Source organism: Paenibacillus tritici (genome assembly GCF_018207515.1).
GTDB lineage: Bacteria > Bacillota > Bacilli > Paenibacillales > Paenibacillaceae > Paenibacillus_AQ > Paenibacillus_AQ tritici.
This window is the reverse complement of the sequence record NZ_CP073365.1, coordinates 6,957,316-6,983,318: the sequence shown is the minus strand read 5'-3', so window position 1 is coordinate 6,983,318 and position 26,003 is coordinate 6,957,316. Positions and strand designations below refer to the sequence as shown.

The window sequence follows — 26,003 nt, the reverse complement described above, 5'->3', positions numbered from 1 at the left end:
GAATTTTGAAGAAAGTTTTGTTTGTTAGTGGATGTTTTGGTGATACCCAAAGATATAGAGTTTTCAACCAAATAGAGCAACTTGAACATCTGGAGATTAGCGTTACAGAAAGATACTTTGCCGATTACGATATTATTTCTGTATTAGATCAGGGCGTTGACTTAGTAATTATGCATAGAGTCCCGCATACAATGGGGGTTGAGTATCTAATCAAAAGCGCTAATAAAATAAAAGTGCCTGTAATCTTTGATGTGGATGATTTAGTATATGAAAAAGAATATGCTAAATATTCCGATGGTATAAATTATTTAGAGGAAGAAGAGAAAAGTTTATATTTTGAAGGTATTGAACGCTACAAAAAGACAATTAGTCTTTGTGACGGGGCTATTGTAACCACTGAATTTTTAGCAGAGACCATATCTAAGTACAACGATAATATTTTTATAAATAGAAATGCAATTAGTCTAGAATTAGAAGAGATTTGTGAATCTTTAAGAAGAGTTTCTGTTGCCAATGAAGAAAGAGTTCGAATTGGGTACTTCAGTGGTAGTAAAACGCATAACAAGGACTTCTTGGAGGTGAAAGAAGGCCTTTTGAATATTTTGAAAAAATATAGTAATACTGATCTTGTTATTGGTGGATTACTAGACCTAAGTAAAGAATTTAATGCTTTTAAGGATAGAATTATTCGGCTGCCTTTGGTTGATTGGCGAGAGCTTCCCAAATCCATTCATTCAATAGATATAAATCTAGCTCCGTTAGAAATGAATAACCCATTCTGCAGAGCTAAAAGTGAATTGAAGTATTTTGAAGCCGGTATATTGGGAATCCCTACAATTGCCTCTAAAATTGATGCATTTGAATATGCTATAGAGGATGGACAAAATGGCTTCTTGGCAAATGATTCATTAGAGTGGTTTGATAAACTTGAAAAGTTGGTTACACAAACAGAGTTAAGAATGAAAATGGGGGAAAATGCATATAAGCATGTTAAAAATAATTACACCGTACAAAGTAGAGCTCATCATTACAGCCGTGTGCTTTCTCAAATAGTTGAGAACAGTAATACTAAGAAAATAAACAGTAAAGTGAAATTAATAGTTAATTTCTTGATTCCACAACCTTTTATTGGATCCGGTGGACACACTACTATTCTTAGAATGGCAAGATATTTATGTGAAAACGAAAATGAAGTGAATATTTATGTGCAAAATGGAGAGAATTTTGACGCTTCAAATGAAAAAGTAATTACTGATTTTATTGATAATCACTTTTTTGTTACTGGTGCTAAGTATTTTAAAGAAGATACCAAATTTAAAGATTCTGATGTTTTTATTGCTACTTCGTGGCCTACAGCGTATATGGTTAATTCAGTTACCAACAGTAAGAGTAAATTCTATTTTATTCAAGATTATGAACCGTTCTTCTATCCAATGTCTAGTGAATATAAGCTAGCTGAAAATTCCTACAAACTAGATTTGAAGGGTATCACTATTGGAAAGTGGTTGACCAAAAAAGTTAAAAATGACTTTGGAATGGATTGTGATTATATTGATTTCTCTACTGATAATAGAGTTTATTTGCGGAACGAACCGAAAGTAGCAAATGGCAAGACGAAAATAATTTTTTATGCGCGCAATACTACTCCGCGAAGAGGAGTGGAATTAGGTCTTCAAGCCTTGGAATTAGTAGAGAGAAGATTTAAGGGAAGCGTTGAAATAGTACTGTTTGGCGGAGATAAAAATCTTAAAACTAACTTCACTCATACTAATCTTGGTGTTCTGAATACTGGCGAATTAGCTGAACTTTATAAGAGTGCTGACTTAGCTTTAGTGGTATCTCTAACGAATGCCAGTTTATTACCTTTAGAATTAATGGCATCTCGGTGCGCTGTCATTGATATAGATGACGCTACAATCGAAGGTGTAGTCAGAAATGGTTATAATGGTTTGCTTGCTAAGGCTGATCCGTTGGATATAGCTGATAAAATAAGTAATCTAGTGGAAAATGTTGAATTGAGAATTCAAATACAACAAAATAGCTACGATTTCACAAAGGATTTGACATGGGATAAAAGCGGTCAACAGTTTGAAAGAATAATTATCTCAAAAACCCTTTTCACGGAAAAATCTCAAAGAATAAGAGAATTAAAAAATGGTAGTAATGAGAAAATTGTGAGTCCAATGCCTCCTTTAAGTTATGGGGTTTCTTATGGAAGTGTTATTAGAATAAATGAAGATTATTTCTCAAGAGTAGATATTTTTTTCGGAAACTATAACAGAATTAACCATGGTAACTTGATTTTTCATTTAAAAAAACATCCTAGTTCTATAAATGATATTTATACTGTGAAGATTGATTTGAACAAAATTCAAGATAATAGTTGGAATAGTTTTGAATTTGATCCTATTGTCAACTCGAAAAATCAAGAATACTATTTTTATATCGAGAGCGACGCTAATGAAGGGAATGCAGTGACTATATATGCAAATGAGCAAGGAAATAATACCTATGTGAATCATCATAAGAATCAAGGGAGTCTTTGTTTTATAACATACTGTACTTTTTATGGGGATTTTGTATATAACACTATTATAGATAGGGATGCTGGTAATAACATATCCCTTACTAACGAAGAAGGAGAAATTAATGAGATTGCATTAATATTAAAGCAAAAAATTGCAAATGCAGGTGCAAATAATTATGCAGTCCGAGAATTGCAAAATAAGGTGAATGAGTTAGAAATAAAGGTGATAAAAATAACTGATTCTGCCCCAATAATTTTATATAAGAAACTCAAAAAAATTCTCGCGAGAAAATGGATTAAAAAAATTCTTAGACGTTAATGAGGTGGATCAAGGTGAGGAAAAAAACGCTTATTATATCATCGGATATAATAGAAGCGAAAATGGCAGGTCCTGGTATAAGGTATTGGAATTTTGCCATAGAATTGTCTAAACATACTGATGTGACCTTACTATGTCCTAATGAATGCACTTTAGATGCTAAATTCAGTATTAAACAAATAAGTCTTCCTACATTGAAGGAAGAATTAAAGACAGCAGATAGTGTAATCCTTCAGGGAGTAACATTATGGCAATATCCATTTATAAAAAAAGCGAAAGTTCCAATAGTAGTAGATTTATATGATCCCTTTATGTTTGAAAATTTCGAAGTGGAAAAGGATAGTGTAAATGTTAATCAACTTCACTTATCTTCTCTAACGATTATTCTTGATCAACTGGCTGCAGGGGATTATTTTATATGTGCCTCTGAGAAACAAAAAGATTTATGGATTGGAATGTTAACTGCAATTAATAGAATTAATGCTAAGGAATATAAGATTAATTCTAGTTTAGAACACCTAATAGGTGTAGTTCCTTTTGGAATAACTGTAGATGAGCCGATTCATAACAAGAATGTGTTAAAGGGAGTATTTCCTGGTATAAATCAAGATGATAAGGTTTTGTTATGGGGGGGGGGGATATGGGATTGGCTTGATCCTATAACTGCAATAAAGGCCGTGCATGTTTTAAGTCTGAAAAGGAATGATATAAAACTATTTTTCATGGGGATAAAACATCCTAACTCGCTAGTTCCAATATCAAAAAAAACTCTTGAGAGTATAGCCTTATCCGATTCTTTGAACCTTACGAATAAGTTTGTGTTTTTTAATGAATGGGTGGAATATGATCAACGACAAAATTTTTTACTTGAGTCAGACATTGGCCTCAATGTTCATGAAAATCATATAGAGACTAGATATGCTTTTAGAACGAGAATTTTGGATTACATGTGGTGTGAATTGCCTATTGTTACTAATAATGGAGATATAATGAGTGAGTTGGTAGAGAAACACAATATCGGAGAAGTTATTCATATTAGTAATGAGAATAATTTGGCTTCAACACTAGAGTTGATGCTGGATAAAAATGTATTGACGAATTATAAAAATGGATTTAAAAAAATTAAAGATATTTACATATGGGAGAATTGTATATCTCCGCTTAAGGAGTTTTGTATGAATCCAGTTAAATCTCATGGTAAATCTCAGATGCTAAAAGTTAAAGGTTTGTATAATGTTAATTATATAAGGCTCCAAAAACTATATAAATATATTCTGAAAGGCGATTTTCGAATTATATTAAAGAAAATTTTTGAGAAAAAAACCACTTAAGTGTTTAGGAGATTATTATTAAATGAGAAACTTCCTTACTAAAGATAGAAGTACTTGGGTTGTTTTTACGTTGGGATTTTTATTGATAATTCTTTATTCAAGATTTTTTAGTTTTATGGATGAAGCAGATAACATGCTTGGTGCTATGTCTGTTGCTCAAGGCGGCGATATATATAAAAGTTTCTTCTCGCAACATACGCCATTTGTATATTATTTTATGTCCATTTTTGCTTTGATTGGTGTCAGAGACTACGAGACTTTTAGGCTTTGTATGGGATTAGTGATTCTATGTTTTTGGGCATTCATGTATATCCGATATATAAGCTATTTTGATTCAATGGTTTTTAAAATATTCGCGCTTTTATATGCTCTTACTATTAACATTACATGGGCAAATATGGTCTTAAGCGATGTTTTTTATGGATTTTCAATTTTATTTTTACTTTTAGAATCATTGATTTATATAAGAACTGGAACTCTATCTAAAAAGAGTGTGATGGTGATTTCTGTCTCTATTTTTATGTCTGTTATGTCTGCTTTTGTTAGTGTATATTCAGTAGCCATTTTGTTATTTCTACTGTTTATTTATGATATCTATAAAAAAAAGTTTAAGGAAAATATACCGAATTATATTAAACTAGCTATAATTGTGGCTGTACCATTTTTGATTTTGTTAACCTGGTATTGGTTAACAGGGAACCTATATAACTTTTATTATCAGGCATATAAGCTTAATAGAGTTTATTATAGTAATTATAATGGGCTGAATAATAGCTCACTAGGATTGATGAAACAGATAATGAGTTCGTGGATTAATCATATAGCATACCATGCAACGACTTTCTCGAAAGAAAGTGTTTTTAGCGGTTTATTATTATTTTTAAATCTACTATTTTGTCATTATCACTATAAAAAAGATAGAGCACTTGCTATTCTAATCTTTATATTTTTAGCATTTACGGGTGTTAGAGGGTTTGAAGGATTTCATGCAATCCCATACTATATTGTCTCGTTTTTTAATAGTTCTTTTATCATAAACCATTATATATTCAAAAAAGAGATTAAAGCTAAAGAATATATGAAAAATCTTATTAGAATAAGCTTTTTTTTATTGATGATTTTATCCTTAAATAATTATGCTCCAAATGCTGGAGTTAATTTCAATAAAGCTAATGGAATAATAGCGCAGTCTCCTTACGATGAATATATTAATAAATTAACTGATTCTAACGAGGAAATATGGATTACTAGTTTGACTCCTCAAACCTATATAAATTCTAATAGAGATCCAGCAATGCGAGCTTATATTCTAGTGCCTTGGTACATAGACGCATTTAAGAACGAAATCATGGAAGATTTAAACACCTCAAGACCAAGGCTAATTATATTTGAAAAGGATAGTGATGTCTGGGGATATAAATATTCTGAATTTGCTAAAGTTGTTTTAGATTTTTTGAATACTGAATATAAACCACTGAATCCGGATGTGGATTATGAAAAAAACATCTATATTAGAAAGGACTATTTTGAAGAAGCCAACAACAAATTAATTTCACATGTGGAGGGAATAGAGAATGGTATGTTGGTATCTAATGGAGTGAACGTATATCTAATTGAGAACGATACAAAAAGATATATAACTAATCCTGATGTTTTTGAAAGCCTGGGGTTTGAGTGGAAGGATGTTATAACTATTGATGCTAATGAACTGGAAAAAGTAAGAATAGGTGCGCCAATTGAATAAAACTGGTTTGTATCAACTTATAAATAAGCAGTCACTGAAGTTTGTTATTGTAGGCGTTCTTAATACTATAGTAGGATTTATAGTCTACGCACTATATCTGAACTATATAAATAATAGTTATTTTCAAGCTTTAATATTATCTAATATAGTAGGTATAACTCATAGTTATATTTGGAATAACAAGTGGACATTTACTGTGAAAAAATTCAGTATGAAGAGCGCTATGAAATTCACATCAATTTACTTGATTTCATTTCTAATAAATCTAATCTTTTTGCGCATGTTAGTTGATCATATGGGAATGAATAAATTATTGGCTCAAGCTATTTCGCTTTTCTTTACAACTTTAATTAGTTTTTTTGGTCATAAATACTGGAGCTTTGCCAAACAAAGATAAAACAAGGAGTGTAGTGTTTTGAAAAATGGGAATGTTGTAAAAAACAAAAAAAATAATCAATTTTATTTGTTATATGATGAAAATAATGGGTTTTCGCAAGGGTTTTCATTATTAACTGAACCCTTAATTAACTTCTCTGAAAAATATTGTTTGGAAATAACGCTTACCCAAATCTCATCTTTGTTATATATGGACATTCGGTCCAAAATAACTTTACGAAACGATGATTTAGAGTTTATAGCCGAAATTGATGCAAAAACATTGGAAAAAGTATCGAGGTTAGAAATATTATCCAAAGTTGAAAATTACTACGAATTATTCCATTCTGAAAGAAACAAAGACTTTGATCCTGAATCAACGCAAGTTTCTTATGGTGGACGCGTCTATGATGAAAAAGAAATGAGAAGCTTAGTGGACTCTTCACTAGACTTTTGGCTCACTGCTGGCCGATATAACAAACAATTTGAAAAGGAATATGCTGAGTTCTTAGGCGTTAGGTATGCTCTTCTCACTAACTCTGGATCCTCTGCTAATCTCTTAGCATTCTCAGCTTTAACATCTCCAAAACTGAAGGATCGTCAGATAAAACCAGGAGACGAAGTAATCACAGTAGCAGCTGGTTTCCCAACGACTGTAACACCTATCGTACAGAATGGAGCTATTCCTGTTTTTATCGACGTAGAACTGGGAACTTATAATATAATAGTTGACCGTATTGAAGAAGCAATTACACCAAAGACTAAAGCTATCATGGTTGCACATACAATGGGCAATCCATTTGAATTGGATAAAGTTATGGAGATTGCTTCGAAGTATAACCTGTGGGTAGTTGAAGATAACTGCGATGCACTTGGTTCGACGTTTAACGGTAAATTAACCGGTACACATGGACATATTGGTACTTCAAGCTTCTATCCTCCACATCACATGACTATGGGTGAGGGCGGGGCAGTCTACACTAATAATGCTCTACTCAAGTCAATTATTGAATCCTTCAGAGATTGGGGCAGAGATTGCTGGTGTCCATCCGGTTGTGATAATACATGTAATAAACGTTTTGGGTGGGAGCTAGGATCATTACCATATGGTTATGATCATAAATATACTTATTCGCATATCGGCTACAATTTGCGGGTTACAGAGATGCAGGCAGCTATTGGGGTAGAACAACTTAAGAAGGTTCCTACTTTCACTCAGGCACGTAAAGATAATTTCAAACGGTTATTTGAAGGTCTGAAGGATCTAGGAGAGCATTTTATCCTTCCTAGAGCAACTGAAAACTCAGATCCAAGTTGGTTCGGATTCATGTTAACTGTCCAGGATGGTGCGAAATTTACTAAAAATGAGATTGTTGAGTATTTGGAGGCCAATCGAATTCAAACACGGATGCTATTTGCTGGTAACTTAACCCGTCAGCCGGCATTCCATAATGTAAGTTATCGTATAAGTGGTGACCTCAAGAATACTGATAAAATTATGCATGATACATTCTTAGTAGGAGTTTACCCTGGGTTAACCAAAGAAAAAATTGATTATGTGGTCAGTAAGATCAGAAGCTTTGTATTAGATAAAATATAGTTCGGGGGCTAATGAAATGAAGGTAGTTATTCTTGCGGGTGGATATGGTACTAGAATCAGCGAAGAATCTCATCTCAGACCGAAACCAATGATTGAAATAGGCCAAAAACCAATTTTATGGCATATAATGAAATTATATTCCCATTATGGTTTTAATGATTTTGTGATTTGTCTTGGTTATAAAGGATTTTATATCAAAGAATACTTTGCTCATTATTTTTTACATGAATCAGATGTTACATTCGATTTCACAAGTGATAATCAGTTGGTAACACATACCCATACTGCTGAACCTTGGAAGGTAACTCTTGTGAACACCGGAATTGATACAATGACTGGTGGAAGAGTAAAGAGAATACAAAAATACATTGGAAACGAACCCTTCATGCTAACTTATGGAGATGGAGTATCTGATGTGAATATATCAGAACTTGTTAATCAGCATAACTTACATGGACGTCTCGCAACAGTAACTACTGTGCAGCCAAGTGGCCGCTTTGGTGCACTAGATATAGATTCCAACAACGAAGTAAAGGGCTTCCAAGAAAAGCCTAAAGGTGACGGGTCTTGGATTAATGCAGGGTTCTTCGTGTTACAACCAGAAGTATTTAATTACATTGATGGTGATGAGACTTTCTTTGAAAAAGAACCTTTGGAAGGATTGGCACGTGATGGTGAATTGTTTGGTTTTAAGCATCATGGATTTTGGCAACCAATGGATACACTGAGAGATAAAAACCATTTAGAGGATCTTTGGAGTAGTGGGCAGGCTCCATGGAAGACTTGGGATGCAAAGCCGGTGAAAACAAAATGATAAATAAACAATTTTGGAGCGGTAAAAAAGTATTTCTGACTGGTCACACGGGTTTTAAGGGATCTTGGCTAAGTTTATGGCTAAGTTCCTTAGGGGCTGAAGTTACAGGATATTCTCTAGAACCCTCCACTAAACCTAATTTATTTGACTTATGCAATATAAAGGATCTATTAAAAAACAGTGTGATTGCTGATATTAGAGATGGCGAAAATTTGAATAGAGCTATGCTCCAGGCTCAACCCGAAATTGTTATTCATATGGCTGCTCAGCCGTTAGTGCGGGAATCTTATAAGAGTCCAGTCGAAACCTATGAAGTGAATGTTATGGGTACAGTCAATTTGCTGGAAGCCGTCAGAAATTGTCCAAGTGTTGTTTCTGTAGTTAATGTTACAACTGACAAGTGTTATGAAAATAAGGAATGGCATTGGGGATACAGAGAAAATGAGCCGCTGGGTGGATATGATCCTTACTCTAGTAGCAAGGCATGCTCTGAGTTGGTGACTAGTGCTTACCGAAATTCCTTTTTAAATAATCAGCTTGATGGTAGAAAGATTGCTGTTGCTTCAGCCAGAGCTGGTAATGTAATTGGTGGTGGGGATTGGGCAGTTGATAGGTTAGTTCCAGATATCATTAGGTCTATTCTGACTGATCAAAAGATTATCATTCGAAATCCAAATTCTATTAGGCCGTGGCAGCATGTACTTGAACCTTTAAGTGGTTATCTCTTATTAGCTGAGAATTTATATAATTATGGCGAGAAATTCGCTAGTGCATGGAATTTTGGCCCTCTAGATGATGATGCCAAACCTGTTGAATGGATCGTTCGGGAGATTTGTAGTATATGGGAAGGTGCCAGCTTTGAAGTTGATACTAGTGCTCAACCTCATGAAGCGCAATATCTAAAGCTGGACTGTTCCAAGGCTGCTGCTGAATTGGAATGGCACCCGCGCTGGAATCTGAGGCAGGCGATTGACAAAATCGTGGAGTTCACGACTGCATATCAAAAAGGCGAAAAACTAATTGATGTTTGTGTTAAACAGATAAAGGACTACCAAGAGTCTTTGTAAGGAGTGGGGTTAGTTGAAATTATCCGATTATGTAATAGATTGCCTTAAGCAAGAAGGTGTATCTCATGTTTTTGAATTTATCGGAGGGGCTATTGTCCACTTATTGGATTCTGTCTCCTTCAGAGATGATATGGAATGTGTCTCTGTTCGTCATGAACAAGCAGGTGCCTTTTCGGCTGAAGCTTATGCCAGAATGAACGGAAAGCTTGGAGTTGCAATGGCAACGAGTGGGCCGGGGGCATTAAATCTACTTACTGGAATAGGTAGTTGCTATTTCGATTCAGTTCCTTGTTTGTTTATTACTGGACAAGTAAATACTTATGAATATAAGTTTGATAGACCTGTCAGACAAATTGGGTTTCAAGAAACAGATATTGTTAGTGTAGCAAAACCTTTAACTAAGTATGCTGCCATGGTTACAGATCCAGATCAAATTAGATACGAAATGGAAAAAGCAATATATCTTGCTCAAAATGGCCGTCCTGGTCCAGTATTATTAGATATTCCAATGAACCTTCAGAGAGCACAAATTGAGCCTGAAACTTTAGCCAGCTTCTATGATAGTGAAGAGTATTTTAATGAACTTTCTAGAAAGTCAGAAATCAGTGAATCTGTTGTTGCAGATATTATTGAGATGTTATCTGCTGCAAAAAGACCTCTCATTTTAGCTGGTGGCGGTGTAAGAGTTAGCAATTCTGCAGAAGCACTTTCACAGTTTATAGAGAAGTCGGGAATACCGATTGTAAGTTCGTTAATGGGAATTGATGTGATTTCACATGACAATCCTTTATATTCTGGTCTAATTGGGTCATACGGTAATCGATATAGCAATTTAATCCTTGCTAATTGTGATCTATTACTTATATTAGGGTCAAGACTAGATAGTAGACAAACTGGAACTAGACCAGATACGTTTGGGCGCGGTGCTAAAAAAATTCATGTTGATATTGATTATAATGAGCTTAACAGTAAGGTTGAAGCAACTCTGGCAGTTAAAGCAAATCTTAATGAGTTCTTGGAGAAAATGAATTTAGCACTAACAGACTTTAATAAACCAGATATTTCCAAATGGTTGAAGTTGATTGGATCTTTAAAAGAACAGTTTCCTACTTATTCTTTTACTCCAGTTGCTAATGAAATTGAACCAAACCGCTTTATGGAATTACTCTCTTCTAAGTCCGAAAAGTTTGGAGCGGTTTGCCTAGATGTTGGTCAACACCAAATGTGGGCATCGCAGTCCTTTAAATTATCCGGTCATCAAAGATTACTCAACTCTGGCGGGATGGGTGCGATGGGGTTTGCAGTGCCGGCGGCAATTGGTGCCTCTTTAGCAACTGGAGAAGAAACTCTCGTCATTGCAGGAGACGGTGGTTTCCAACTTAACATACAAGAATTAGATACTATTGTTCGTTTGAATTTACCCATAAAAATAGTTGTTATGAATAATAGTTCCCTTGGAATGGTAAGGCAATTTCAAGATTTGTATTTCGAGGGTAGACAACAGTCAACAGTTAATCCCAATCCTTCATTTATAAAAATAGTTGAGGCGTATGCAATTCCAGCGTATCAAATGAATACAATGGAGGATATTCATCAACTTGAACAGTTTTTGAGTACTAATGGACCAGCATTTATTGAGGTGAAGTTGGAAAAGAAAACAGAAGTGCATCCTAAATTAGTTGTAAATAGACCTATTGAAGATATGTATCCTTATTTGGATAGGGAAGAGTTGAAGAAAATAATGCTAATAGATCTTGTTGATGAAATGGATATTCCTACTTAAAGGGGTTCTCAGAGTGCTTAATAAGGATTGTTTAAAAATCGCAATATTAGGAGCTACAGGTCATATTGCAAAAAGCTTAGTAGTTGGCCTTTCATCTTTCAAGCATTACGAATTATTTTTATTCGCTCGGACCCAGGAGAGGCTAGTATCCTTTTTATTTGAGAATAATATTAATGACAAGACTCATATTAGAGATTATAAGCAGTTTCAAGACTTAGATACTTATAATGTTATTATTAATTGTATAGGAGTAGGTAACCCGGAGGACCTGCTTCGGAATCCCTTTAGTGTATTTCAAATCACGGAGCAATATGACAACATGATTCTTCAATATATACAGAAGAACCCAGATACTATATATATCAATCTTAGTTCTGGGGCCGCATATGGGTCTGATTTTGAACAACCTGCAACAAATACTAAATTACTGAATTTAAATATAAATAATTTATCGCTCAAAGATTACTACGGCATATCTAAGCTGAACATGGAGGCAAAGCATAGAAGTCTAGAAAGTTTTAAAATAGTCGACCTTAGGATATTTGGTTTTTTTAGCGCATTTATTGATATGAAATCAAAGTTTCTTCTAACTGAAGTAATTGAGCATGTTTGGATGAGAAAAGTACTAAATACCTCTTCAGAAAATATCCTTAGAGATTACGTACATCCAGAAGATTTCCTTTCTCTCGTGCAAAGTTGCATGGACGAGAATATACACAATGGGGTATATGATGTGTATTCTCTCAAGCCAGCGACTAAATTTGATATTTTGGACTACTTTGCTAGGGAGCATGGATTGAAATATGAAGTTGACACAAGATACACATACGATTCTATAACAGGCTCAAAGACTAACTATTATTCTTTAAATAGCGATGCTTCAACTATAGGCTATCTTCCTAGTTATACTTCTATAGAGAGTATCGAGTCAGGTTACCAACAATTGAGAATGAGGAATAAAAATGAAAACAATTAGTATAGTAACACCTTGTTACAATGAGGAAGAGAATGTTCGGGAGCTTTATACTCAAGTAAAGGCAGTTTTTGCGGAGATGCCAGGTTATATTTATGAGCATATTTTTATTGATAATGCATCAAAAGATAAAACGGTGGCAATTCTAAAAGATATCGCTAAAGAAGACTCAAACGCAAAAATCATTGTTAATTCACGTAATTTTGGACATATACGATCTCCGTATCATGCCCTGCTTCAGGCTGAGGGAGATGCTGCTATTTTACTTGTAGCGGACCTTCAGGACCCTCCTGGAATGATTAAAGATTTTGTGAATAAATGGGAAGAAGGCTATAAGGTTGTTCTAGGTGTGAAGACGCAAAGTCATGAGAGTAAAGCTATGTTTGCAATACGAAAGATGTATTATAATTTTATTAATCGTGTTTCAGAGATTGAACTAACTAAGAATAATACTGGTTTTGGATTATATGATAAACAAATTATTCAAATCCTAAAAGAAATTGATGACCCTTATCCTTATTTCAGGGGGCTGATTTCTGATATTGGTTTTGAAAGCTATAAAATTGAATATATTCAGCCCGTTAGAAAACGTGGAATAACTAAAAATAACTTTTATACCCTATATGACATTGCAATGTTGGGTATTACTAACCACTCTAAAATACCGTTGAGATTAGCTGCAATGTTAGGTTTTACTATGTCTGCTTTAAGTTTGCTGGTAGCGGTAGGTTATTTACTAGCTAAACTGCTATTCTGGAATTATTTTTCCTTAGGTACAGCTCCTCTCATCATAGGGTTATTCTTATTCTCCTCCGTCCAGCTCTTCTTTATAGGAATAATTGGTGAGTATATCGGCTCAATTCATACTCAGGTGTTAAAGCGACCGTTAGTAGTGGAGAAAGAACGGATTAATTTTTAAGCACTCTTCCCAACACCCAAGTGCTGTACAAAGTGGACGAATATTATTCCCCTGAGCATGACCGTGGCATACTATGGAATGATCCGGCGCTTGGGATTGATTGGCCGGCAACGAATCCGGTGTTGTCTGACAAAGATCAGCGCCACCCGCTGCTAAAGGATGCAGAACTTAACTTTGATTTTTGAACATATGTAATGAATACTCTTATTGTTGCTGACCACTTCCCTGGCGGAGTTAAGGGCACCAACTATCACAATTAGTAAAAGGTGGGTACAAAATGAAACTTCTTATCACCGGCGGAGCCGGCTTCATTGGCAGCAACTTCGTAATCTACATGCTGCAGCAACATCCTGATTATCAGATCGTCAACGTCGATGCGTTGACTTACGCAGGGAATCTGGAGAACCTGAAATCCATTGAGAAGCATCCGAACTATACGTTCGTCAAAGCAGACATTACTGATGTGGCGGCGATGGATAAGCTGATCGGTGACGGTGTAGATGTAGTAGTTAACTTTGCTGCGGAGTCTCACGTAGACCGGAGTATTCTGGAGCCGGAAGTGTTCGTGAAGACGAACGTGCTGGGCACTCAAGTGCTGCTGGATGCGGCCAAGAAATACAGTGTTACTAAATTTGTTCAAGTCTCCACGGATGAAGTCTATGGATCGCTTGGTGCTACAGGTCTCTTCACGGAAGAAACACCGCTAACGCCGAACAGCCCATATTCCGCGAGCAAAGCGGGCGGAGATTTGCTTGTGCGTGCTTACCACGAAACCTTTGGTTTGCCTGTTAATATTACCCGTTGCTCGAATAACTACGGTCCTTATCAGTTCCCGGAGAAGCTGATTCCGCTGATGATCTCCCGTGCGCTGGCTGATCAGGCGCTGCCTGTCTACGGTGACGGAATGAATATCCGTGACTGGCTGTATGTTGAGGATCACTGCAGTGCGATTGATCTGGTGATTCATGAAGGTGTGAACGGTGAGGTGTACAATATCGGCGGCAACAATGAGCGGACGAATGTGCATATCGTGAATACTGTACTACAGGAGCTGGGCAAACCGGACTCACTGATTACCTATGTTCAAGACCGTCCGGGACATGACCGCCGTTACGGCATTGATCCGACTAAGATTATGGGTGAGCTGGGCTGGAAGCCTAAGCATACTTTTGAGACCGGCATTAAGGAGACTATTCAGTGGTACTTGAATAACAAGGAATGGTGGACCCGCATTCAGTCTGGAGAATACCAGAAGTATGCTGCACTTCAGTACGGCAGCCGTCTGGGAGATTCCCTGTAATGGTGAAGACGAAGGTACTGGTTACAGGGGCAGCCGGACAATTAGGCCAGGATCTTATGCTTTTGCTTCAGGGTCAGGATTATGATGTGCTCGGCTGTGACCGTCAGGAGATGGATATTACTAATCTAGATCAGTGCCAGGAGATCATCGGGGCTTTTAAGCCTGATGCTGTCATTCATTGTGCGGCTCATACTGCGGTTGATGCAGCCGAGTCTGATGTAGATGCAGCTTACCTGATTAATGCTACTGGAAGCCGGAACGTGGCCCTGGCAGCCGAGAAGGCGGGAGCTAAGCTGGTCTATATCAGTACGGACTATGTGTTCGATGGCATGGGGGAACAGCCTTACCATGAATATGATAACACTGATCCTAAGAGCATCTATGGTAAATCCAAACGGGCAGGAGAGATACTGGTTCAGTCCTTATCTTCTAAATTCTTTATCGTGCGCACCTCTTGGGTCTATGGCAAATACGGCAATAACTTTGTCAAAACCATGCTGAAGCTGGGGCAGGAAAAGCCGTTGCTGCAGGTTGTCGATGACCAGAAAGGCTCGCCTACCTATACCGTGGACTTGGCAAAATTCTTGCTTGAGCTTATCCAGACTGAAAAGTATGGGGTATACCACGCCTCGAACACAGAGTCCTGCACCTGGTATGAGTTCACACAGGCGATTTTTGCGGAGGCGGAGGAACTTCTGGGGCTAAAGTTCACAGCGAAGCTGGAGCCTTGTGCTACCGAGCAGTTTCCTCGTCCAGCTCCACGCCCGCGTAATTCGGTGATGGAGCATCTGTCCATCCGTACGAACGGGTTCAAGGATATCCGTCCATGGCGGGAAGGGCTGAGAGACTTTTTGCTGGAGCTGAAATAGCTTCAGGATAAGTGGCGGAGGAGAATTTTGGAACTTAAGGAGCGATAGCGTCCGGAGGGCCAAACATGCTTTGGAGTCACGGCAATCCCAGATCATAAAACTTGAAGTAAACCCCCTAATCCACTTAATGGTTAGGGGGTTCTTGCTGTGATTTGATACTAATTTGATAGTATTCGCTAGATCGATCCAGTAACCCGCCGTATCCCTGCACTGCTCTTTTCGTTATAATGGGGAGTAACAGATTTGAATACGAAATTATGAAATTCGAGGTACCCCATGAAACCTAAAACGGTCAGTGTACATATTGTTACCTATAACAGCGCAGATGATATTGTTGAATGTTTGTCGGCCGTGCTGGCCCAGGATTATCCGGTCAAAAAGATTGTGGTGGTAGATAATGCGTCAACGGATGGTTCGGCGGAGAAGGTGAGGTCGTTCTATCATGAGCGCACAGCAGTGGCACAATCTGGAGCCTATGTAAATAGCACATCCAGCCCAACCCTAGTCCTTCTGGAAAATGAACTCAACACCGGCTTCGCCCCCGCACACAACCAGGCTATAGCCGGTACTTCGACAGATTATGTACTGGTGCTGAATCCCGATCTCACGCTGGCCCCAGATTATATATCGAGGCTAGTCGCCTGTATGGAAGCTAATCCCCAGATCGGCAGTGCCACAGGCAAACTGCTGCTGAAGGCGGATCACTCGCTTGTGGACAGTACGGGGCTGCGGATGAATAAAGCCCGGCGGGCATTTGACCGAGGGGCGGGAGAGTCTGCGGACCAGTGGAACGAATCTGGTGTGGTATTCGGCGTATCCGGTGCGGCGGCGATGTACTCCAGGCGTATGATTGAGGACATCAGCGTTGAGGGGGAGTTTTTCGATGCGGACTTTTTTGCCTATAAGGAAGATGTGGATGTAGCCTGGCGTGCCGGGTTGTTCGGTTGGCAGGCTTATTATGAGGCGGGAGCCATTGGTTACCACGAGCGGGGCTGGAAGACATCCGGGCGGAGCGGCAAGGCGATGTTCATCAGGCGGATCTCCTATATTAACCGGTATAAAATGATCTACAAGAATGAGTCCTCCCGCAGGATGCTGTTTACTCTACTATATTCTCTGCCTTACGAGATTGCTGCACACGGCTATTCACTATTGAAAGAGCCTAAGTTAATTGGAGCCTGGTCATCATTCTTCTCGCAGCGTAGTGCTCTGAAGCGCAAGCGCCGCTATATCCAGGAGAAGGCTAAGCGCCAATGACAATGAGGTGAAGCGGGGAAGAATCTGAAGAACTCGGAGGAATCCCGCAGATATTCAAAAAGGCGCTTATTTTCTCCGGATCTATGCCGGCTAACAACATTCTTCATCATTATACCCATGCATGTCAAAACCTCCCTGAACAGGCGCTGCCTATCAGCGGGGGTTTTGTGTTATAATAATTGTCGATAGATTACTATTTTTGTCAGGAGAGTATAGCAGTGAATGTAGATGTTAGTATATTGATTCTAAATTACAACACATGCCGCCTGACGATGGACTGTCTGAGGTCGGTATATGATTCCGAGACCCATTACTCGTATGAAATTATTCTAGTAGATAATAACTCCCAAGATCAGTCGGTAGAGATCATAAGCAAGGAATTCCCGCATGTGCTGCTGATTGCGAATTCGGAGAACGTAGGGTTTGCCAAGGGCAATAACCAGGGAATGGAAGTGGCCTCCGGGCGCTATGTGCTGCTGCTCAATTCGGATACAGTGGTCCGCAAGGATACGCTGGAGACGATGGTTCAGCTCATGGACAGCCGTCCGGATCTTGGCGCGTCCGGCTGTAAGGTGATTTTGCCGGACGGGTCGCTGGATAAGGCCTGCCGGAGAGGGTTCCCGACACCGTCGGCCTCCTTCTATTATGCTTTTGGCCTCAGCAAGCTGTTCCCGGACCGGCCGAGGTTCAACGGCTACCAGCTCGGTTATCTGGACCCGGATGATGAATATCCGGTAGATTGTCTGGTTGGAGCCTTCATGCTGCTGCGGCGGGAGACCATCGAGCAGGTGGGCGGGCTGGATGAGACCTTTTTCATGTACGGAGAGGATCTGGACTGGTGTTACCGGATCAAAGAAGCCGGCTGGGGGATTTATTATTATCCGCAGACGACGATCGTGCATCTGAAGGGTGGCAGTGCGCGCCGCAGACCCTTCAAGATCGTGTATGAGTTCCACCGGGCGATGATTTTATTTCATAAGAAGCATTATAGCAGCCGTTACAACAGTATGATAAATGGAGCGGTGTATGCGGGAGTCGGCGTCAAGTTCACGTTATCGCTGCTGCGCAACGCACTGATTGCTCCACGCAAGGTCCCAACGCCGGCACAGAGTCTCGCAGTCCCCGGGGAAGCTGGTATCCGCAATGAATCGAAGGCTGAGGTGAGGTTATGATTCGCCGTAATCAAAAGTTTCTGACCCAATTATATATGGTTGCCGACTTCATCGTCATCCAGATTGCGTTTATTGCGGCCTGGTGGCTGAAGTTCAAGAGTGGTCTGCTCGAATCCTACAGAACACTCCCTGTAGAGTCCTATGCTTACTGGAGCTTGATTTACGGGGCCATTGCCGTGCTGGTCGGAATTGTGCTGTCCTTGTATTTACCCAAGCGGAAGAAGCGGTTCATTGATGAATTCGTCAAAATATTCCAGGTTCATGCCATGGGTATCTTCATTCTGCTGGGTCTGATGTTCTTCCTGAAGGAGATTGATGTCTCCCGGCAATACCTGGCTATTTATATGGGCTTCAATATACTGTCGATCATGCTGTACCGTTATGTGCTGAAGAAGATGCTGAAGTCGCTGCGTGAAAAAGGCTTCAACCGCCAGTTCGTCCTGATTCTTGGGGCAGGTACTTTGGGTAAAAGATTCTATAACAACCTAGAGCAGTACCCGGAGCTGGGATATGAGGCCATCGGGTTCCTGGATGACTTCCATCAGTGGGACGGTCTGGAGGAGCAGCGGTATAAGCCGATTCTCGGCACCGTGGATCAGCTGGAAGGGATGCTGGAGATGCTGCCGGTGGATGAGGTGATTCTGGCGCTTCCGCTGGATGCCCACTCCAAATACCCGACCATTATTGCTACCTGCGAGAAGGCGGGGGTGCGGACGCTGATTATCCCTGACTTCTTCGATTATCTGCCGGCCCGTCCGTATTTCGATAACTTTGCCGGAATGCCTATGATTAACGTGCGTGATATTCCGCTGGATATGGCCGGGAACAAGATGGCTAAGCGGGCGTTTGATCTTGTGTTTGCCCTGTTCGCCATTATTATGCTGTCTCCGGTGATGCTGATTGTAGCGCTGGGAGTACGCCTGACTTCACCGGGGCCGGTTATTTTCAAGCAGGAGCGTGTAGGCCTGAACCGCCGTAATTTCATGATGTACAAGTTCCGCTCGATGAAGATGCAGACAGACGCCGGAGAAGACACAGGCTGGAGTACGAAGAATGATCCGCGGCGGACCCGCTTCGGTACGTTCATCCGCCGAACGAGTCTCGATGAGCTTCCGCAATTCTTCAACGTGCTGTTCGGCCAGATGAGTGTAGTCGGTCCGCGCCCGGAACGCCCGTATTTCGTAGAGCAGTTCCGCGGTGAGATTCCGAAGTATATGGTCAAGCATCATGTGCGGCCGGGAATTACCGGCTGGGCTCAGAGTAACGGTCTGCGCGGGGATACCTCGATTGAGGACCGGATCAAGCATGATATTTTCTATATCGAGAACTGGTCGCTTCTATTCGACATCCGCATCATTGCCAAGACCATCCGTAACGGCTTCAAGAACGCTTATTAATCCTACGGTCTTATCTATATGCTTCGCTAAAAACGGTTGCTGCCCCTTGAGGATGACACAGCCGTTTTTTCTTTTTCATCCACTCTCTATTACCTGCAAAGGAGACTGCCATCATGAAGAGAAACAAGCTTATGGCTTCCGTTGTTATGATCGCTGCTGTCGCCCTCCTGCTTATACTTACCCTGGGGGAGAAGAAGAAGGAGCCGGAGACCGGCTTCGCAGCCCACAGAGTCATTGCCCATGCCATGGGCGGAATTAATGACAAAGCGTATACCAATACACAGGATGCTTTTATTGCCAACTATGAGCAGGGGACCCGGGTGTTCGAGGCGGATCTGCTGCTGACAAGTGACGACCAGCTGGTAGCCCGCCATGAATGGACAGCCAATATGAGTAAACTTCTGGGCCAGCAGGATGTGCTTCCTTCGGATAAGCAGGGAGATGTCCTGACGCACGATGAAGTGATGAGCAGCCCGGTTCTGGAGCTATACTCTCCGCTGGATATTGAGAAGATCATGGATCTGATGGTGAATTACCCGGATACGTATGTGGTAACGGACACGAAGGAGCTGGAAGCGGAGCAGGTCACGAAGCAATTTCAGCTGATTGTGGAGGTCGCCCAGAAGAAGGACCCTGCGCTGCTTAAGCGGATCGTGCCGCAGATTTACAGCCGGAATATGCTGGAGGTTGTGAATAAGGTGTATGCTTTTCCTGAAATGATCTTTACCCTATATCAGACCCAGGACAGCGATGAAGTGGTCATTGAATTCGTGAAGCAGACCGGAGTGGATATCACGATGCCGACAACAAGAGCTACCAAGAGCTTCGTCCGTAATCTGAAAACAGCGGGTGCCAGAGTCTATGTGCACACCGTTAATGAAGAGAAAGAAATCCGGAAGCTGTCCCGGCTGGGGGTTAACGGGTTCTATACTGATTTTGTCTCGGAGAATGACTTGAACCGGATCAAGGGTCTCCGCGGATAGAGGAAAGCTTGACCTGCAAAAATGCGAAAAAATGTTCGCATTTTTATCCGTTTTAAATTGACACTCGCCTTTGTGCTGACATAGACTAGAGATACGGCTTTTGCATGTGCAGGAGTGTATTTGTTGTTGCGGAACAGGGTTGAAATAGAGTATGCACTTAGATGAACAATGAGGATGGACGAGGATGAATGGAATGCGGCAAATGATCGAGCCGTGGCGGCATGTATTCAAGCTGGACCCGGACCGTGAACTGGGGAACAGGGAGCTGGCAGCGGTCTGCCAGTCGGGAACGGATGCGATCATCGTAGGCGGCTCTACTGGCGTGACTTATGAGAATACGGTGAGTCTCCTTGCGAGAATCCGGCAGTATGATCTGCCCTGCGCGCTGGAGGTCTCCGATCTGGAAGCCGCTGTGCCCGGGTTTGACCTGTATATGATTCCCATGGTGCTCAACACTGCCGATACTTCATGGATTCTGGGCCATCACCGCCGGGCGATTGAACGTTTCGGCAGTCTGATCCCATGGGAATTGCTGCTGACAGAGGGCTATATTGTGCTGAACGGGGATTCCTCGGTAGCCCGTCTTACGGGCGCGGACTGCTCGCTGGATGCGGCTGCAGCAGGAGCCTATGCGCAGATTGCAGACAAGCTGATGAATCTCCCGGTGGTGTACCTTGAATACAGCGGAGCCTACGGGGATATGGAGATCGTGCGTGAGGTCAGGGAGCTGGTTGAACAGAGCCAGCTATTCTATGGAGGCGGAATTACAGGTCCAGAGGAAGCCATGCAGGTAGCCGCACTATGTGATACAGTAGTGGTCGGCAATATTATTTATAGTAATGTGGAGCAAGCGCTGTTGACCGTCCAGGCTGTGCGGGATACGCGGCAGATGGACCGGGAGAACTTATAAATTTCAAGCTTATATTCAGAAAGGAGCATGTAACACATGCAACTTGTTAACATACAAGACGCTGTAAGCCGGCTGAATCCGCCGCAGCGTCAGGCTGTAGAAGCTACTGAAGGTCCGCTGCTGATTATGGCTGGCGCAGGCAGCGGGAAGACCCGCGTGCTGACTCACCGGATTGCGTGGCTGATTGCCAACCGCAAGGCGCCGCCTTGGGCGATTCTGGCGATTACTTTTACGAACAAGGCCGCCCGGGAGATGCAGGAGCGTGTCTCCAAGCTGGTAGGGCCGGAGGGACGGGATATTTGGGTATCCACCTTCCACTCCATGTGTGTACGGATCCTGCGGAAGGATATTGAGCGGATCGGCTTCACCTCGAACTTCTCCATTCTGGACTCTACAGACCAGTTGTCTGTCATCCGCAATTGCATGAAGGATCTGGATATCGACACCAAGAAGTTTGAGCCGAAGGCCATTCAGGCTATTATTAGCACGAACAAGAATGAGCTGATCACACCGGCGCAATATGAACAGAAGATCGGGGATTATTTTGAAGGTCTGGTTGCCAAAGTATACACCAAGTACCAGCACCGGCTGAGAAGCAATAACTCGCTGGATTTCGATGACCTTATTATGAAGACCATTGAGCTGTTCAAGGAACAGCCTGAGGTGCTGGATTTCTATCAGAAGAAGTTCAAGTATATTCATGTTGATGAGTATCAGGATACGAACCGGGCGCAGTACATGCTCTGCCGGATGCTGGCGGAGAGCCACCACCGAATTTGTGTCGTCGGGGATAGTGACCAGTCGATCTACCGCTGGCGCGGGGCGGATATCTCGAATATTCTTAATTTTGAAGAAGATTACCCGGAAGCCAAGACCATCCTGCTGGAGCAGAATTACCGCTCCACCTCGAATATTCTGAACGCCGCCAACGGCGTCATCGCCCTGAACACGGGCCGCAAGCCGAAGAAGCTATGGACCGATTCCGACGAAGGCGCGAAGATCAAGGTCTTCCGCGGGGACTCCGAGCATGATGAAGGGTATTTCGTCACCGGGGAGATCAGCAAGAACGTGAAGCAGGGCCAGGCGTACCAGAACCATGCGATTCTGTACCGTACGAATGCCCAGTCCCGTGTAATAGAAGAGATTCTGATCAAATCCGATATCCCTTACCAGATTGTCGGCGGGATCAAGTTCTACGACCGCAAGGAAATTAAGGATCTGCTGGCCTATCTGCGCCTGCTCTCCAATCCTGATGATGATATCAGCCTGACGCGGATTATCAATGTTCCCAAGCGGGGGCTTGGGGATACAACCGTTGGTAAGTTAGCGGCCGCAGCGGCTTCCCAGGGAGTGTCGATCTTCCGGGCGCTGCAGACGGTGGACGATCTGGGATTTGCCGGACGTACCCGCAATACGCTGGTAGAGTTCTATGATATGATCGAAGCCCTGCACCGGATGGTGGAATTCCTCTCGGTAACGGAGCTGACGGAGAAGATTCTGGAGCTGTCCCAGTACCGTATGGAGCTGCAGAATGAGAATACGCTGGAATCCCGTTCACGTCTGGAGAACATAGACGAGTTCCTGTCTGTGACGATGGAGTTCGAGAAGAATAATGAAGACAAGTCGCTGGTCTCCTTCCTGACGGATCTGGCGCTGATCGCGGACATTGACAGCGTGAATGACGACGAAGAACGCAGCGATGCTGTCGTACTGATGACGATGCACAGCGCGAAGGGGCTGGAATTCCCCACGGTCTTCATCATCGGGATGGAAGAGGGCGTGTTCCCGCACAGCCGTGCCTTCCAGGACAATGATGAACTGGAAGAAGAGCGCCGGCTGGCGTATGTGGGCATTACCCGTGCGGAGAAGCAGCTGTTCCTCAGCTGCGCACGGATGCGCACGCTGTTCGGGCGGACGACCGCGAATGCGCCGTCCCGCTTCCTGGAGGAGATTCCTGAAGAGCTGAAGGAAGATACGGTGAAGGAATCGGACCGCTTCCGGCGCGGAGGCGCGGAGGTAGGCGGTGCCTATGGCGGCCGCGGCTTCGGCGGAGGCAGCCGGGGGAACTTCGGCAGCCGCACCGCTGCTGCCGGGAACGCTCCGGCCGGCGGCGGGACCGCCAGCTTCGGCAGCGGCAGTTCGGCGAGCGCGGTGCCCGGCGCGGGCCGTGTCGTGGTGACGACCGGCGGCGCGCAGCGCACGACGGGCGGAGCCGGGGCGGCTGCGGAGGCCGGCGGCTTCAAGGCGGGCGACAAGGTCTCCCACGGCAAATGGGGCATCGGCACCGTGGTAGCCGTGAAGGGCAGCGGCAATGATACGGAGCTGCAGATCGCCTTCCCGGCGCCGGTAGGTGTTAAGCGGCTGCTGGCCGGCTTTGCGCCGATCACCAAAGTTGAATAAATCAAGCTGCGATTAACGATTATGTTTTTGGATCACGCTAACCGTAGGAAACCTATTTGACGGAGGGATGTGCCCGGATGGATATTATGTTCACGATGGAAGAACTCGTAGCCGAGCTTAATCAATATAACTATCATTACTATACAATGGATGCGCCGCAGATCAGCGATAAGGAATATGATGTGCTCTATGATAAGCTGGTGGCGCTGGAAGCGGAGAGCGGGATTGTATTGCCCCATTCTCCAACCCAGCGCGTAGGCGGAGAGCTGCTGAAGGGCTTCACACCGCACCGCCATCTGGCGCCGCTGTGGAGTCTCGACAAGGCGCAGAACATTGAACAGCTTCGTATCTGGAACACCCGCGTGCTGAAGCTCGTGAATGATTACAATACCAAGAACCCGGAGAATCCGCTGCCGGAGCCGTGTTATGCGGTGGAGCTGAAGTTTGACGGCTTGACCCTTAACCTGACCTACCGTGACGGAGTGCTTGTCCAGGCGGCAACGCGGGGGAACGGTGTAACAGGCGAAGGGATTCTGGCACAGGTGAAGACGATCAAATCGGTTCCGTTGAACATTCCGTTCAAGGAAGGCGTAATTGAAGTGCAGGGCGAGGGGATTATGAACCTGTCTGTGCTGGCCGACTACAATACCCGAGCAGCGGAGCCGCTGAAGAATGCGCGCAACGGGGCGGCGGGTGCACTGCGTAACCTGAATCCGAAGATGACTGCTGACCGCAGGCTGAATGCTTACTTTTATAATGTGGGGTATTCGGAAGGGGTACAGTTCGCCGATCATCAGGAGATGATGGATTTCCTGCGCAGCAACCGCTTCAAGGTCAATCCTTACCTGAATTACTTCAGTACCTTCGATGACGTTACCGAGCAGCTGGCAGAGATCGAAGAGAGCCGTTCCGGTCTTGATTATCTGATCGACGGGGCGGTTATCAAGGTCACTGACTTCCGCATCCGTGAAGCGCTGGGCTATACAGACAAGTTCCCGCGCTGGGCGGTTGCTTATAAATTCGAGGCCGAAGAGACCACGACCATTCTGGAATCCGTCAGCTGGAATGTCGGCCGCACAGGCAAGGTCACTCCGCTCGCGCGGGTGGAAGCTGTAGAGCTGGCCGGTGTTACTGTGCAGAATTGCACACTTAACAATGTGGGCGATATTGAGCGCAAGAATCTGAAGTTTGCCCTGGGGACACGGGTGTTCATCCGCCGCTCCAATGATGTCATCCCGGAGATTCTGGGTAAGGTGACAGAGGAGAGCGACGGCGGGGAGATTATTTTCCCTGAGGAATGCCCGGCCTGCGGGTTCCCGCTGGAGATGCGTGGTGCCCATCTGTTCTGCAACAACAAGCTTGACTGTAAGCCGCAGATTGTCAGCCGGATTACGCATTTTGCGTCCAGAGATGCCATGGATATTGAGACGTTTAGCGAGAAGACCGCCGCTCAACTGCATGAGGAGCTTAGTGTACGGGAGCCTGCGGATCTGTACGAATTAACCTTCGACCAGCTGGTGAAGCTCGAACGCTTCGGGGAGAAGAAGGCGGACAATCTGCTGAAGGCGCTGGAAGAGAGCAAAGGCCGGGACCTGGCCTCCTTCCTGTATGCCCTCGGTATTCCTAATACCGGCAAAGCCACCACCAGAATGCTGGCCGATCACTACCGCAGCCTGGAAGCCGTGATGTCCGCAACAGCGGAAGAATTGGCCGGTCTGCCGGATATCGGCGGGATTGTGGCGGAGAGCATTGTGAATTATTTTGCCGACCCGTTCGTGGTGGTCAGCATTGACCGTATGCGGGCGCTCGGTGTAGAAGCCAAGGCTCCCGAAGCCCCGCGTGTAGTCAGCACGAATACCTATTTCAGCGGCAAAACAGTCGTCCTGACCGGTTCCCTGCAAAAAATGACCCGCGAGGAAGCCGCCGAACGTCTGGAGGCACTAGGGGCTAAGGTATCCGGCAGCGTCTCCAAGAAGACCGACCTGGTGATTGCCGGAGAGAAGGCAGGCAGCAAGCTGGCCAAAGCCCAGCAGCTCGGAATTCAAGTCATTGAGGATGAAGATGAGCTGATCCGGTTACTGGAGATGTAATGCCGTTATTCTCAAAGTAATGGATAATTGAAAGAAGAATGATGGAGTCCCGTGATCCCATTGCCTGGCGGCAGAGGATTGCGGGGCTTTTTTGTATTTTCTACTGGATATATGAGCAACTGATAATTTAATACAACACCGCACTTCATTTGACAATTGGTTAACGTTTCCAA

General features: G+C 43.1%; 19 protein-coding genes and 1 pseudogene. All 20 read left to right on the top strand.

The window, feature by feature from the left end:
* The first annotated feature begins 5 nt into the window (after window positions 1–5).
* The 20 genes and pseudogenes from KDC22_RS30100 to ligA all read left to right on the top strand — a co-directional run bounded on the left by KDC22_RS30100 (window position 6) and on the right by ligA (window position 25,830).
* Entirely contained in the window at window positions 6–2,846 is a 2,841-nt protein-coding gene (locus KDC22_RS30100) for a glycosyltransferase family 4 protein (RefSeq protein ID WP_211721294.1), read from the top strand.
* Window positions 2,847–2,860: 14 nt separating this feature from the next.
* The gene (locus KDC22_RS30095) at window positions 2,861–4,177 is read left to right on the top strand and encodes a glycosyltransferase family protein (protein ID WP_211721293.1); all 1,317 of its coding nucleotides are present in this window, start codon (window positions 2,861–2,863) and stop codon (window positions 4,175–4,177) included.
* 22 nt (window positions 4,178–4,199) lie between these two features.
* Window positions 4,200–5,921 carry a hypothetical protein gene (locus KDC22_RS30090; protein ID WP_211721292.1) on the top strand — a complete coding sequence of 574 codons (1,722 nt, stop codon included), beginning with the start codon at window positions 4,200–4,202 and terminating at the stop codon, window positions 5,919–5,921.
* Window positions 5,905–6,318 carry a GtrA family protein gene (locus KDC22_RS34085; protein WP_425516976.1) on the top strand — a complete coding sequence of 138 codons (414 nt, stop codon included), beginning with the start codon at window positions 5,905–5,907 and terminating at the stop codon, window positions 6,316–6,318. Before KDC22_RS30090 ends, KDC22_RS34085 begins: the two co-directional genes overlap by 17 nt.
* An 18-nt stretch (window positions 6,319–6,336) precedes the next feature.
* Window positions 6,337–7,896, top strand: a complete 1,560-nt coding sequence (rfbH, locus tag KDC22_RS30080) for a lipopolysaccharide biosynthesis protein RfbH (protein ID WP_211721290.1) — start codon at window positions 6,337–6,339, stop codon at window positions 7,894–7,896.
* A gap of 16 nt (window positions 7,897–7,912) precedes the next feature.
* Window positions 7,913–8,710 carry a glucose-1-phosphate cytidylyltransferase gene (gene rfbF / locus KDC22_RS30075; RefSeq protein WP_211721289.1) on the top strand — a complete coding sequence of 266 codons (798 nt, stop codon included), beginning with the start codon at window positions 7,913–7,915 and terminating at the stop codon, window positions 8,708–8,710.
* Entirely contained in the window at window positions 8,671–9,777 is a 1,107-nt protein-coding gene (gene rfbG, locus KDC22_RS30070; protein WP_425516975.1) for a CDP-glucose 4,6-dehydratase, read from the top strand. Before rfbF ends, rfbG begins: the two co-directional genes overlap by 40 nt.
* Window positions 9,778–9,790: 13 nt before the next feature.
* Window positions 9,791–11,560, top strand: a complete 1,770-nt coding sequence (locus KDC22_RS30065; RefSeq protein WP_211721288.1) for a thiamine pyrophosphate-binding protein — start codon at window positions 9,791–9,793, stop codon at window positions 11,558–11,560.
* A 13-nt stretch (window positions 11,561–11,573) separates the two neighbouring features.
* A complete protein-coding gene (locus KDC22_RS30060; RefSeq protein ID WP_211721287.1) occupies window positions 11,574–12,536 on the top strand; it encodes an NAD-dependent epimerase/dehydratase family protein in 963 nt (320 codons plus the stop codon).
* Window positions 12,523–13,452, top strand: coding sequence for a glycosyltransferase family 2 protein (locus KDC22_RS30055; protein ID WP_211721286.1), 930 nt, complete (start codon window positions 12,523–12,525; stop codon window positions 13,450–13,452). The genes KDC22_RS30060 and KDC22_RS30055 overlap by 14 nt, the downstream gene beginning before the upstream one ends.
* Window positions 13,446–13,637: pseudogene (locus tag KDC22_RS30050) on the top strand (dTDP-4-dehydrorhamnose 3,5-epimerase family protein); the annotation flags it as partial. The gene KDC22_RS30055 and the pseudogene KDC22_RS30050, both read left to right, overlap by 7 nt.
* 92 nt (window positions 13,638–13,729) lie before the next feature.
* Window positions 13,730–14,752, top strand: coding sequence for a dTDP-glucose 4,6-dehydratase (rfbB, locus tag KDC22_RS30045; protein WP_211721285.1), 1,023 nt, complete (start codon window positions 13,730–13,732; stop codon window positions 14,750–14,752).
* Window positions 14,752–15,621: a dTDP-4-dehydrorhamnose reductase gene (gene rfbD, locus KDC22_RS30040; RefSeq protein ID WP_211721284.1), complete on the top strand. Its 870-nt coding sequence runs from the start codon at window positions 14,752–14,754 to the stop codon at window positions 15,619–15,621. Before rfbB ends, rfbD begins: the two co-directional genes overlap by 1 nt.
* A gap of 276 nt (window positions 15,622–15,897) precedes the next feature.
* Window positions 15,898–16,878 (top strand): glycosyltransferase family 2 protein, encoded by a 981-nt coding sequence (locus KDC22_RS30035; RefSeq protein WP_211721283.1) that lies wholly within the window; start codon window positions 15,898–15,900, stop codon window positions 16,876–16,878.
* A gap of 272 nt (window positions 16,879–17,150) precedes the next feature.
* Window positions 17,151–18,050 carry a glycosyltransferase family 2 protein gene (locus KDC22_RS30030; protein WP_246553801.1) on the top strand — a complete coding sequence of 300 codons (900 nt, stop codon included), beginning with the start codon at window positions 17,151–17,153 and terminating at the stop codon, window positions 18,048–18,050.
* The gene (locus tag KDC22_RS30025; protein ID WP_211721281.1) at window positions 18,047–19,447 is read left to right on the top strand and encodes an undecaprenyl-phosphate glucose phosphotransferase; all 1,401 of its coding nucleotides are present in this window, start codon (window positions 18,047–18,049) and stop codon (window positions 19,445–19,447) included. Before KDC22_RS30030 ends, KDC22_RS30025 begins: the two co-directional genes overlap by 4 nt.
* Before the next feature lie 113 nt (window positions 19,448–19,560).
* Window positions 19,561–20,430, top strand: a complete 870-nt coding sequence (locus tag KDC22_RS30020) for a phosphatidylinositol-specific phospholipase C/glycerophosphodiester phosphodiesterase family protein (RefSeq protein WP_211721280.1) — start codon at window positions 19,561–19,563, stop codon at window positions 20,428–20,430.
* 193 nt (window positions 20,431–20,623) lie between these two features.
* A complete protein-coding gene (gene pcrB, locus KDC22_RS30015) occupies window positions 20,624–21,340 on the top strand; it encodes a heptaprenylglyceryl phosphate synthase (protein ID WP_211724240.1) in 717 nt (238 codons plus the stop codon).
* Window positions 21,341–21,376: 36 nt separating this feature from the next.
* On the top strand, window positions 21,377–23,740 hold the full coding sequence (gene pcrA, locus KDC22_RS30010; RefSeq protein WP_211721279.1) for a DNA helicase PcrA: 2,364 nt from the start codon (window positions 21,377–21,379) through the stop codon (window positions 23,738–23,740).
* A gap of 77 nt (window positions 23,741–23,817) precedes the next feature.
* The gene (ligA, locus tag KDC22_RS30005) at window positions 23,818–25,830 is read left to right on the top strand and encodes an NAD-dependent DNA ligase LigA (protein ID WP_211721278.1); all 2,013 of its coding nucleotides are present in this window, start codon (window positions 23,818–23,820) and stop codon (window positions 25,828–25,830) included.
* Window positions 25,831–26,003: the final 173 nt, after the last annotated feature.